We start from the raw sequence: 11,095 nt of genomic DNA, 5'->3' as shown, positions 1-11,095 counted from the left end.
GCGGTCGGCGTACGCGGCGCGGGCCTGCTGCCGGTCGCGGGCCGACGCCGCGGTCGCGTCCTCGGCCTCGCGGCGGGCCTCGTCGCGTTCGGCGTGCGCCGCGGCCACCTGCGCGGCGGTTTCCGCGCGCAGCTCGGCGAGCTGCCGCTCCACACCCGCAGGGGACAGCTCGGCGTGCAGCGCCTCGGTGAGCGTCTCCACGATCTGGTCGAGCCGGTCCACCGCCTCCCAGGTGCGCGCCACCTGCCCGGGCAGGCCGGGGGAGTTGCGGTGACGCATCCGCGAGTTGCGGGCGGCCCGCTGGCAGGCGCCGTCGTTGTCCCGGCAGTAGCGGAACGGGCGGCCCGCGCCGACGCGCTGCGGCACGTCGCGTCCGCAGTGGGCGCAGGGTCGGGTGTCGGTGGCGGGCTCGGCGTCCATCGGGGGCGAAGTCTAGTGGGCCGCGTCCGCGCGGGCCGTGCCGTCGAGGGTGTAGCGGCGTTGCAGCAGCACCGCGACCACCATCACGGCGGCGGGCAGCAGCCCGAAGCCGTAGCGCAGCGCGTCCAGCGCGGCCGGGGACTGGGTCACGGTCTGCCCGGCGGTCGAGGCCACGAACCCGCCTGCGGCGAGGCACAGCGCGTACGCGTAGGGGCCCAGCGCGGCGCCGGTGGCCTCGGTGGCGGTCCACACCCCGGTGTACGTGCCGGCCCGCTCGGTGCCGCCGGCCGCGCGGATCACGTCGGGCAGCATCGAGAACGGCAGCAGCTGCATGCCGGCGAACGCCACCCCCAGCACCGCCACGGCTGCCACCAGCACCGGCAGCCCGGCGGGACGGCCGATCGCCAGCACCAGCGACCCGGCGGCGAACGCGGCCTGCCCGGCGAGCAGGGCACGTTGCTTGCCGATCCGCCGCGCCACCGCCAGCCAGCCGGGGGTGACCAGCAGCGCCGGTGCGACGAACGCGGCCACCAGCACCGTGGTGAGACCGGGACGGCCCAGCTCGTACTCGGCGTAGTAGGGCACCCCGGCGAGTACCAGGTGGGTGGTGGTGGACATGGCCAGGTACGCGCCGACCAGCCAGCGGAACTGCCGGTCCCGCAGGCTCGCCGCCAGCGCCCGCCACCCGCCCGGGCCGTGCGGCGGGGCCGTGTCGGCGGCGGTGCGGCGCAGCCGGCCGATCCCGGCGACACCGACCAGCATCGCGGCGAGCATCCCGGCCGCCAGCACCACCCCCATCCGCAGATAACCGTCGCGGGTGGCGTCGTCACCGCCGGCCAGCAGCGGCGCGAGCAGCCCGGAGACCAGGATGCCGAGCGTCAGCACCACCATCCGGAACGCCATCAGGCGGGTCCGCTCGTGGTAGCCGATCCGCAGGTCCGCCGGGGTCGCCAGGTAGGGCACCTGGTACGCGGCGAACAGCAGGTTGCCGACGACGAAGAACACCGCCACCCAGCCGGCCGCGGCGGCGCCGGTGAGGCCGCCGGGCACCGCGAACAGGGCGGCGAACGCCAGCGGCAGCGCGCATCCGGCCAGCAGCAGCCGGCGGCGGTGGCCCCGGCGGGCCTGCTCCACGTCGCAGCGGTGCCCGATCCACGGGTGCAGCAGCACGTCGGCGATCTTCGGCAGCAGCAGCGTGAGCCCGGCGAGCCACGGCGCGACGGCCAGCACGTCGGTCAGGAAGTAGAGCAGCAGCAGCCCGGGCACGGTGACCCACACGCCCATGCCGAGCGAGCCGGTGGCGAACCCGGCGAGCGGGCCGCGCGGCAGGGTGACCGCGTCGGAGCGCTGATCCAGCCCGGTCATGGCGGTCTCCTGTCCTCGGGGCGCGCCGCCCCCCAATCCAACGGTTGCTGGATTGTAGGGGTAACAATGGCCGGATGACCACGCCCCGCCGCCGTCCGGGCCGGCCCCGCCGCGACGACCAGCGGCCGACCCGTGACCTGGTGCTCGCCGCCGCCACCGCGTTGTTCGCCGAACGGGGCTTCGACGCGGTGAGCGTCCGCGACGTCGCCGCCGCGGCGGGCGTGGACGCGGCCACCGTCGTGCATCACACGGGCACCAAGGCGCAGCTCTACGACGCCTGCTTCGCCCGGGTGTTCAGCGCCGAGCGGGAGGTGATCGAGGCGGCCGGGGAACGTGCCCGGGCGGCCCTGGCAGCGGGTCCGCAGGATGCGCTGCGCGCGCTGCACGACCTGGTCGACGTGTTCGTCGACTTCCTGGAGGACCGGCCGGAGACGACAGCGCTGTGGCTGCGCCGCTGGCTGGAGCCGCAGCGGCACGGCGAACTGGACCGCCGCTACGCCGCCCCGCTGTACGGGCTGGTCGAGGAACTGCTGGTGGCGGCGTCCGGAGCCGGCGCGCTGACCGAGCCGACCCCGCACGTGACGGTGCGTTCCCTGGTCTGGGCGGTGCACGGGCACGTGGTGGCGATCGCCGCCGGGACCGGTTCGGGGGCGCGGGAGCGCCGGGAGTTCCGGGCGTTCGTGCACCGGTTCCTCGACGCGCTGTACGCCGGCGGCCCGGGAGGCACCCGCCCTTGACGCCGGCCCGCGCTCCGGGGATTATCCATCGGTCGTTGGATTAAGGAGGCGGGTATGGCCACACCCAGGGTCGCTGTCGTCGGCGCCGGAGCCGCCGGGCTGGCCACGCTCAAGGCGCTCGCCGACGCCGGTGTCCCGGCGGTGGCGTTCGAGGCGGCGGACACGCTCGGCGGCCTCTGGGTGTACGGCGCACCCGGCTCGCCCGCGTACCGCACGCTGCACCTGAACACCAGCAAGGGGCGCACCGAGTTCGCCGACCACCCGATGCCCGCCGACTGGCCCGACTACCCCGACCACACCCGCGTCGCCGGCTACCTCGGCGACTACGCGGACCGGTTCGGGCTGCGCGAGGCGGTACGGCTGCGGCACACCGTCGAGCGGGTCACCCGCACCGCCGACGGCTGGCGGGTGCGCGCCACCGGACCGGACGGCCCGGTCGCTGTCGACGTCGAGGCGGTGGTGGTCGCCAACGGGCACAACCGGGTGCCGAAGCGGCCCGAGCCGTACCCGGGCGAGTGCACCGCCGAGCAGATGCACAGCCACGACTACCGCGGCCCGGAGCAGCTCGCCGGCCGCCGTGTCCTGGTGGTCGGCGGCGGAAACTCCGCCATGGACATCGCCGTCGACGCCTCGTACGCCGCCGAACGGACGCTGCTGTCGCTGCGCCGCGGCGTCTGGGTGGTGCCCAAGTACCTGCTCGGCCGCCCGTCGGACACGCTCAACGGCGCACTGGCCCGCCGGCTGCCCTGGCGGCTGCGCCAGCGGATCAGCCAGACCATGATCACCACTGCGGTCGGGCCGCCCACCCGGTACGGGCTACCAGCACCGGCGCACGGCTTCCTCCAGGACCACCCGACGCTGTCCGACGCGCTGCTGTCCCGGCTCACCCACGGCGACATCCAGGCCCGGCCCGGCATCGCCCGCTTCGACGGCGACCGGGTCGAGTTCACCGACGGCCGCCACGACGATGTCGACCTGGTCGTCTGGTGCACCGGCTACCGGGTCGAGATGCCGTTCCTCGACCCGGCGCTGCTCGGCGACGGCGCCGACCGGCTGCCGCTGTACCGGCACGTGTTCCACCTGGACGCCCCCGGTCTGGCGTTCGTCGGGCTCATGCAGTCCACCGGCGCGGCCTTCCCCCTGGTCGAGGCGCAGGCCCGCCTGGTGGCCGCGCGACTGGCCGGCACCTGGACGCCACCGGAACCGGCCCGGCAGGCCGCCGCCTGCCGCGAGGAACTGCGCGCCGCCACCGCCCGATGGGGGCAGCGCCGCCCGCACATGCGCGTCGACTTCGACGTCTACCTGGCCGAACTGGGCCGCGAACTGGCCGCCGGCCGGCGCCGCGCGGGAGCGGGACGATGAGCGCGGCAGGCCGGGAACCGGCCGCCGGCCCGCAGCGGACCGACCCGGTGAGCGGGCTGGCCGGGCGTCGGGTGCTGGTCACCGGCGCCCGGGGCACGTTCGGGCAGCACCTGGGCGCCGCGCTCACCGCCGCCGGCGCCCACGTGGTCGGGCTGGACCTGCACGCCGACCCCGACGCCACACCGCCGGTACTCGGCGTCGACCTGACCGACCCGGCCGCGACGCCACCGGCGGTGGCCGCCGCGGTCGAGCGGCTCGGCGGGCTGGACCTGCTGATCAACAACGCCGGTGTGGGCGGGCCCGCGCCCGCCGAGCTGCCCCCGGACGAGGTGGTACGCCGCCAGATCGAGGTGAACCTGCTCGCCGCCTGGCGCACCACCGCCGCCGCGATGCCGGCCCTGGAGGCGTCCCGGGGCCGGGTGATCTTCGTGGCCAGCCGGATGGCGGTGCTGCCGCTGCCCCTCGCAGCCGCGTACGGGGTCAGCAAGCGGGCGCTCGTCGCGTACGCCGACGCGCTGCGCCACGAAGTAGGCACCCACGTGGGCGTCAGCGTCGTCTACCCGAGCATGGTCGCCTCCCCGATCCACGACAGCACTGTGGCGGCCGGGCTGTCGCTGAGCGGGGTGTCCCGCCCGGAGCCGGTCGAGGGGGTGGTGTCGGCGATCCTGCGCGCCGCCACCGCCCGGCGCGCGCCACGGGACGTGGCCACCACCCGGCGCGGCCGGATCGAACTGGCGCTGGCCCGGCACGCACCCGCGCTGGCCGACCGGATGGTGCGCCGTACCGTCGCCACAAGGCTGGCCGCCGGTGACCTCGACGGTGCGGCGCTGGCCGAGGGCATGGTCCGGCGGCACCGGCAGGACCGCCGGTAGCCTGCTCGGCATGGCCGTCTCGCCCTACATCACCCGGCTGCGCCGCCACGTCGGCCACGACCTGCTCATGCTGTACGGCGTCAGCGGCGTGGTCACCGACGACGCGGGACGCGTGCTGCTGGCCCGCCGGGGCGACAACGGCCGCTGGTCGGTCCCGGCCGGCACCGTCGACCCGGGCGAGCAGCCGGCCGACGCGCTGGTGCGGGAGGTCCACGAGGAGACCGGCGTCAAGGTGGCGATCGACCGGCTCGCCGGTGTCGCCACCCACCCGGTGGTGTACCCCAACGGCGACGCCTGCGAATACCTGAACATCTGGTTCCGCTGCCGGGCGGTCGGCGGGGCGCCGACCGCCGACGGCGACGAGTCGCTGGCGGTGGCCTGGTTCGCCCCGGATGCGCTGCCCGACCTGGACGACTGGGCGCGGCTGCGGATCGGCACCGCGCTCACCGACGACGCCCCGCCCTGGTACGCCGCACCGGGCGAGAGTCACCCGGCGCTGCACCAGCCCGACAACCTCTAGCCGAACGCCACCTCGTACGGCCGGTCCGGGGCCAGATCCACCGCACGGTGGCCGCCGGGCGCGTGCACGACGACGCGCTGCGCCACCGGCGACGCCAGTCGCGCCCGCACCCGGCCCGGCGCCCAGGTCAGCTCCTCGACGACGACCCGGCCCCGGCAGGTGACGCCGCGCAGCGTGCCCGAGGGCAGGCCCGGTAACGGCGCGGGGAGCAGCCGCAGCGTCCCCGGGCGCGACTGCACCAGCGACTCGATCAGCACCGCCGGGAGCGCGTGCGCGGCGTCGGCGTTGTACGTGGTCCGGCCCGGGTTGTGCGCGCTCATCAGCGACCGGAAGAACATGTCCGCGCCGAGGATCTTGCGCAGGTTCGCCGCGACCAGGTCGCCGTCGCGCAGCCGTGCCGCCGCCAGCGCCCGGTGCAGGCTGCCGTGCGCGGACCGGTTCTCGTCGCCGCGCAGCGTCAGCGCCCGATGGGCGGCGACGGCCAGCTCCGGGGTGTCGTCCCTGTCGATGTCGTGCAGCGGCCACACCGGATACAGGTGGCTGACATGCCTGTGGTCCTCGTCGCCGGTGCTGCCGGGCCACGCCCACTCGGCGAGCGCGCCGCGCCCGTCTACCAGGTAGTCCGGCGGCCGCACCTCGGCCCACCGGTCCTCGCCGGTCACCTCGGCGGCCAGCCGCAGCGCGTGCCGGGCCGCCGCGACGTCCATGGTGGCGTTGATTGCGACCGGCGCGGTCCGGCCGGTGCCGTCGTACGGGCCGGTCTCCGGCGAGTACGACGGCACCAGCGCCGGCCGCCCGTCCACTGCGGTCAGCACGTCGGCGAAGAAGTCCGCCACCTCGGCCAGCCAGCCGGCCACCTCGCCCAGCGGCTCACCGGTGACCAGGTGGTGTTCGTGCAGCGGGTGCAGCAGCCAGTCCGCCCCGGCGAGCCACGCGGTGAACGGCCAGTCGGGGTGGACGTGGAACAGGTGCCCGTGCTCGCCGTCGGTGCGGCTGGGCGCCAGCAGGCCGCGTGCCCCGTACACGGCGCGGGCGTTGGCGCGCCAGTGGTCCACCTGGGCGGCGACCAGCCGGGCGTGCGCCGCTGTCACCTCCGGCAGCGCGCCCACGTTCGCACCCGCCAGTTGCAGGTTCAGGTTCGCGTCGGTGGTGAAGTCACCGGCCCACGCCGCGTCCCAGGAGCCCAGCCACAGCCCGGTCAGCCGGGGCGGCAGCACCCCGGCCGCGCTGAACAGCAGGTACCGGCCGGAGTGGAACAGCCGTTCCAGCAGCACCGGGTCCAGCCGGTCCGGCGCGGCGGCCTGCCGGGCCAGCAGCTCACCGACTGGTAGCGCCCGGTCGGCGGCGGCCACGCCGAGGTCCAGGCCGACCCGGGTGTACGGGCCGCGATGACGCGGCACGTGCCGCGCCAGCAGCGTGCCGTAGTCCCCGGCGAGCGCGGCGAGCCGTCGTTCCGACGCCCGGGTACGCCACGGCGGCGCGTCCGGCCGGTCCACGAGCGTGCTGAGCAGCGCCGGTCCGCGTACCCGCACCCGGTCGCCGTCGACGGTCACGTCGCCGCGCAGCAGCGTCAGCCCCTCGAACCCCCACGCGCCGCCGGCGTCGGGGTAGCGGGCGCGTACGCGCAGGAACACCAGCCCGTCGCGGCGGTACGCGGCGTGCTCGTACAGCACGTCGGCCGGCTTGCCGGGCAGCTCACCCGTCGCCCCCACCACGCAGTCGCCCTGGTCGAGGTGCAGCACCGCGACACCGTCGGCGCGGGACGCGAAGCAGCGCCGCCGCCCGCCCGACCATTCGACGGTCACCTCCCCGGTGGTGAAGTCGGTATCGCGCCGGTAGTCGCGTACCGGTCCGGGCGCGGCGTCGACGGTGAGCGCGTACCCGGGGTGGAACGACTGGGTCCACTCCAGTTCCCGGCCGCCGGTGAGCAGCCGGGCGGCCTCGGCCCGGCGTCCGGCGAGCACCAGCGCGCGGATGTGCGGCATCCGGCCGGCCAGCTCGGGCGCGCGGGCGTCCCGGGTGCCGTTCGGCAGGACGAGCCGGTGGTGGTTCACCACGATCCGTTCCGCGTGCGGCCGCCCGTGGACCATCAGTCCCAGCTCGCCGTTGCCGGTGAGGAACGCGTCCGTCCAGTCGCCGGCCGGTGCGGTGTCGTGGATGCGGTGCGCCGTCACCGGGGGGCGCTGGTGTCCCGCACGGTCAGGTGCGGTTCCAGCAACGTCACCTCCGGCACTCCCTCGCCGCTCAACCGCCGCATCAGCAACGCCACCGCCTGCCGGCCGACCTCCTCGGCGGGCACCGGTACGCAGGTGAGCCCTGATTGTTCGGCCAGCTCGTCCGGGCAGATCGCGACCACCGACACGTCGCGCGGCACCCGGCGGCCCAGCAGCGGCAGCGTGGCGAGCACCGGCCCGACGGCCGATTCGTTCTGCACCACCAGCCCGGTGACGTCCGGGTGGTCGGCGAGCAGCGCCTCCAGATCGCGGCGTACCGCGGCCGGTCCCTCCTCGCAGGGGCGGGTCACCGCGTCGACGCCGAGCCGCTCGGCGGCGGCGCGTACCCCGGAGCGGGTGCGGTGGGCGAACCCGGTGCCCCGGTCGTAGACCGCCGCCGGGGCGCCGAGCAGCGCGATCCGCCGGTGCCCGGCGGCGGCCAGGTGTTCCACGCACAGCTCACCGGCGCGCCGGAAGTCGAGGTCCACGCAGGCCAGCCCGGTGCTGTCGGCGGGGTGCCCGATCAGGACACCCGGCAGCGCCAGCTCCCGCAGTAGCGGCACCCGGGAGTCCTCCAGCTCCACGTCCATCAGCAGCACGCCGTCGACGAGCGCGCTGCCGGCGATGCGGTGCAGCCCGGCCGGTCCCTCGTCGGCGGTGACCAGCAGCACGTCGTGGTCGTGGCGGCGGGCGGTGGTGACCACTGCGGTGGCGAAGCGCATCACCACGGGTACCTGCATGCCGGTACGCAGCGGCAGCACCAGCGCGATCACGTTCGCCTTGCGGCTGGCCAGCGCGCGGGCCCCGGCGTGCGGGTGGTAGCCCAGCGCGCGGACGCTGGCGAGCACCCGTCCGCGGGTGGTGGCCGAGATGGTGCGTTTGCCGCTGAGCACGTACGACACGGTGCTGGCGGCCACCCCGGCGTGGCGGGCCACGTCGGCGATGGTGACCTGCTCACCCGGGGTGCGCCCGCTCACCGGGCCGCTCCGATGCGGGAGTCCGCCGGCTCGGCGGTGGCGTCGCCGCCGGTCACGGTCAGCGTGCCGGCGAGCCGGATGTCGCGCGCGGACCGGCCGACGAGCACGGAGTGGACGGCGTCCTCCACCACCATCGCGGCGCGGGTCTCGTCCCACCAGGCCAGATCGGCGGTACGCAGGCGCAGCGTCACGCGGGTGGCGCAGCCGGGGTCGAGCGTGACGCGGGCGAAGTCGCGCAACTGCCGCAGCGGCTGCTTGACCCGGGAGCGCCGCTGCCGGGTGTAGAGCTGCACGACCTCGGTGCCCGGGCGGCGGCCCGTGTTGGTGACCTCGACGCTCACCTCCACCTCCTCGCCGGCGTGCGCCGTGGTGGTGCTCAACCGGAGGTCAGCGTAGTCGAACGTGGCGTAGCTGAGCCCGTGCCCGAACGGGTACAGCGGCTCACCCCGGTGGTACAGGTAGGTGGCGTCGGCGCCGATGACGTCGTAGTCGAGCAGGTCGGGCAGTTCGGCGGCGTCGGCGTACCAGGTCTGGGTGAGCCGCCCGCCCGGGTCGGCGGCGCCGAGCAGCACGTCCGCCAGCCCGTTGCCGTGCTCCTGTCCACCGTGGGCGCTCCACAGCACGGCCGGCACGTGCTCCTGCGCCCAGCCCACCGCGTACGGGTAGCTGCTGGTCAGCGCCAGCACGGTACGCGGGTTCGCGGCGTGCACGGCCCGCAGCAGTTCCGCCTGGCCGGTGGGCAGCGCCAGGTCGGCGCGGTCCTCGGTCTCCCGGCCGTTGACCATCGGGTGGTTGCCGAGCACCACCACCGCCACGTCGGCGGCGGCCGCGAGCGCGGCGGCAGCGGCGGCACCGTCGACGAGCAGCGTCACGGTGAACACGGCCGGGTCGCCGGTGGCGACGCTCAGCCGTCCGTCAGATGTGACGCCGACGTGCCGGCCGGTGGCGAGGTGGTGCAGCAGCGCGGTGCCGTCGGGCCGGTGGTGCAGGCGGAACGTCTCGCGTACCACCCAGCCGCCCGGTCCGTCGCGGTCGGCGACGAGCGCCCCGGTGTCGTCGGCGCCGACGTACCGGCCGGTGTCCACGGCGCGCAGCGCCACCACGTCCTGCCCCCAGTCGACCACGTCGAACTCGGCCGCCGTGCCGCCGAGCGCCAGCGGGCCGTCGTCGAGGCGTACCGCCCGGTCACCGACGTGCAGGGTGATCCGGTCGGTGCCGGGGTGGGTGGTCACCGCGGGCAGCCGTCCGAGCACCCCGGCGTACGGGCTGATCGCGTACGGCGGGGTGCCGCTGTACCAGTCGGTGAGCACGGTGTCGGCGAGCGGGCCGAGCACCGCGACCCGGGTGCCGGGGCGCAGCGGCAGCAGACCGTCGTTGCGCAGCAGCACCACCGACTGGCGGGCGGCCTCCCGGGCGAGTTCCCGGTGGGCGAGGCTGTCGAGCGTGTCCGGCGGCACGTCGTCGTGGGGGTCCGGGGCCAGGTCGCCCAGCCGCGACCGCACGGACAGGATCCGCCGCACCGCCCGGTCCACGTGGGAGGGCTCGATCAGCCCGCGCGCCAGCGCCTCGGTGAGACGTTCCACTGTGGGGCTGCTGTCCTCGTCGTCCTCGGTGAAGCTGTCGATCCCGGCGCGCAGCGCGGCGGCGAAGCCGGCCACGTGGTCGGGCAGGTACTCCTGCACGCCGGCGATGTTGCCGACCGCCCCGGCGTCACCGACCACCATGATCTCGTCGTCGGCGTAGCCGCGCAGCTCACCCTCGATCAGTGGGCTCAGGTGCGCCGGTACGCCGTCGACCAGGTTGTACGACGCCATCACCGCCACCGCCGCGCCTGCCGCCAGGGGAGCACGGAACGCCGGCAGCTCGTACTCGTGCAGCACGCGCGGCGGCAGGTCGCTGGAGGTGGTGGCCCGGTCGGTCTCGTTGTTGTAGCCGAGGAAGTGCTTGAGCGTCGGCGCGGTCCGCAGCCGGATCGGGTGGTCACCGCGCAGCCCCAGCGCGTACGCGGTGGCGAGCCGGCCGGTCAGCCACGGATCCTCGGACCAGCCCTCCTCGTTGCGCCCCCATCGGGGGTCGCGCAGCGGGTTGACCACCGGCGCCCACACGTTGAGGCCGACGCGGTCCGGGTCGGCCCGGTGCTTGACGCGTACCTCGTCGCCGACGGCGGCCCCGACCGCCCGGATCAGGTCCGGGTTCCAGCTCGCGGCCAGGCCGATCGCCTGCGGGAAGACGGTGGCGGTGCCGAGCCACGCGACGCCGTGCAGCGCCTCGGTGCCGGTGCGGAACGCGCGCAGGCCGAGCCGGGGCACCGGCGCCTGCCACTGGTGCAGCAGGCCGAGCTTCTCCGGCAGGGTGAGCCGGGCCAGCAGGTCGTCGAGACGGTGGGGGACGGGGTCGGTCATGGTGGGCGCCTCCGGTCGGCGTCCGGGCCGCCACCCGTTCGTCGAAGCGCTTCGACGAACGGGCCGGTGATGCGGCGCGTACGCGAAAAGGGGTGGTGGTGGGGGCGGCGATGTCGGCCCGGAGCGGTGGTGAAGCGCTTCGACAACCGCCGAGAAACACGCCGCTTCGCAGGTTGCCCGGTCCCGGAACGCGGCGCTACCGAGGTTGACACCTTCCGGCCGGTGCG

General features: G+C 75.7%; 8 protein-coding genes and 1 pseudogene. 4 read left to right on the top strand and 5 right to left on the bottom strand.

Going from position 1 to position 11,095, the window contains the following annotated elements; all coding sequences use genetic code 11:
* Together ACPCK6_RS18850 and ACPCK6_RS18845 are read right to left on the bottom strand one after the other, a co-directional pair.
* Positions 1-420: pseudogene (locus tag ACPCK6_RS18850) on the bottom strand (hypothetical protein); the annotation flags it as partial.
* Positions 421-432: 12 nt separating this feature from the next.
* Positions 433-1,785, bottom strand: a complete 1,353-nt coding sequence (locus ACPCK6_RS18845; RefSeq protein WP_423481768.1) for an MFS transporter — start codon at positions 1,783-1,785, stop codon at positions 433-435.
* Between the two features lie 74 nt (positions 1,786-1,859).
* On the opposite strand from ACPCK6_RS18845, the gene ACPCK6_RS18840 reads away from it, so the two are divergent.
* From ACPCK6_RS18840 to ACPCK6_RS18825, 4 genes are read left to right on the top strand one after another with little or no spacing between them, the layout of a single operon-like run.
* Positions 1,860-2,522: a TetR/AcrR family transcriptional regulator gene (locus ACPCK6_RS18840; protein ID WP_396883001.1), complete on the top strand. Its 663-nt coding sequence runs from the start codon at positions 1,860-1,862 to the stop codon at positions 2,520-2,522.
* A 54-nt stretch (positions 2,523-2,576) separates the two neighbouring features.
* A complete protein-coding gene (locus ACPCK6_RS18835; RefSeq protein WP_423481767.1) occupies positions 2,577-3,884 on the top strand; it encodes a flavin-containing monooxygenase in 1,308 nt (435 codons plus the stop codon).
* Positions 3,881-4,756: an SDR family NAD(P)-dependent oxidoreductase gene (locus tag ACPCK6_RS18830; RefSeq protein WP_423481766.1), complete on the top strand. Its 876-nt coding sequence runs from the start codon at positions 3,881-3,883 to the stop codon at positions 4,754-4,756. The genes ACPCK6_RS18835 and ACPCK6_RS18830 overlap by 4 nt, the downstream gene beginning before the upstream one ends.
* A 10-nt stretch (positions 4,757-4,766) precedes the next feature.
* Positions 4,767-5,276, top strand: coding sequence for an NUDIX hydrolase (locus tag ACPCK6_RS18825; protein WP_423481765.1), 510 nt, complete (start codon positions 4,767-4,769; stop codon positions 5,274-5,276).
* Here the strand turns inward: ACPCK6_RS18825 and ACPCK6_RS18820 are convergent.
* Genes ACPCK6_RS18820 through ACPCK6_RS18810 form a run of 3 tightly spaced genes read right to left on the bottom strand, consistent with a single transcriptional unit; the run spans position 5,273 to position 10,868 of the window.
* Positions 5,273-7,450, bottom strand: a complete 2,178-nt coding sequence (locus tag ACPCK6_RS18820; protein ID WP_423481764.1) for a glycoside hydrolase family 95 protein — start codon at positions 7,448-7,450, stop codon at positions 5,273-5,275. The two genes, ACPCK6_RS18825 and ACPCK6_RS18820, sit on opposite strands and share 4 nt — an antisense overlap.
* Complete coding sequence (locus ACPCK6_RS18815) at positions 7,447-8,466, bottom strand: LacI family DNA-binding transcriptional regulator (protein ID WP_423481763.1); 1,020 nt, start codon at positions 8,464-8,466, stop codon at positions 7,447-7,449. The genes ACPCK6_RS18820 and ACPCK6_RS18815 overlap by 4 nt, the downstream gene beginning before the upstream one ends.
* Positions 8,463-10,868 (bottom strand): beta-glucosidase family protein, encoded by a 2,406-nt coding sequence (locus ACPCK6_RS18810; RefSeq protein ID WP_423481762.1) that lies wholly within the window; start codon positions 10,866-10,868, stop codon positions 8,463-8,465. Before ACPCK6_RS18810 ends, ACPCK6_RS18815 begins: the two co-directional genes overlap by 4 nt.
* Positions 10,869-11,095: the final 227 nt, after the last annotated feature.

It is taken from the genome of Micromonospora sp. AB353, assembly GCF_049538395.1.
GTDB lineage: Bacteria > Actinomycetota > Actinomycetes > Mycobacteriales > Micromonosporaceae > Micromonospora > Micromonospora aurantiaca.
The sequence above is the reverse complement of the archived record's forward strand: the minus strand, read 5'-3'. Positions and strand labels throughout refer to the sequence as shown.